The sequence below is a fragment of the Effusibacillus consociatus genome (assembly GCF_042652925.1).
Taxonomy (GTDB): domain Bacteria; phylum Bacillota; class Bacilli; order Tumebacillales; family Effusibacillaceae; genus Effusibacillus; species Effusibacillus consociatus.
Map to the genome: position 1 here is coordinate 1 of NZ_JBHSHC010000180.1, position 577 is coordinate 577.

Genomic DNA, 577 nt, shown 5'->3' on the forward strand with positions numbered 1-577 from the left:
ACGCCATCGCGGAACACATTCAAAAACGTTTGCAGGACTTTGGATTTGGACATGCAGATCTGTTGGAGGTAGATCCGGAGGAAGTCCGGGCGCACGGGATGATTCGTGTTGCCAACGTTGTATCCAAGACCACCTTTGGAGACGGACAAGGTCCGGAAATCGCGCTGAATTCACACGGAGATGTGGTAGCGCCGGGACTTGGATGGACGTATGATCCGTACGGCGGAGAAATCGTGGACGGAAAACTGTACGGTCGCGGTGCCGCCGTATCCAAATCGGACATTGCGTCCTATACCTTCGCGGTGATGGCACTTCGTCAAGTGGCAGAGAAGTTGTCAGGGAAAGTTGCACTTGCGTTTAACTTCGACGAAGAGACAGGGGGAGAAATCGGACCCAAGTGGATGATTGAAAAGGGTCACATTCAGCCGGATATGGCGTTCTCGGCCGGTTTCTCGTATTCGATCGTGAATTCGCATAACGGCTGTCTGCACCTGGAAATCAAAATCAAGGGCAAGTCGGCCCACGCGGCGGCGCCGTATACAGGACATGACGCAATCGAAGCGATGACGGGCGTACT

General features: G+C 53.9%; 1 protein-coding gene. It reads left to right on the forward strand.

Annotated features, from left to right (window positions below; all coding sequences use genetic code 11):
• Window positions 1-577: M20/M25/M40 family metallo-hydrolase (locus tag ACFO8Q_RS23860; RefSeq protein WP_380029883.1), on the forward strand; the 577-nt coding region annotated here is incomplete at both ends.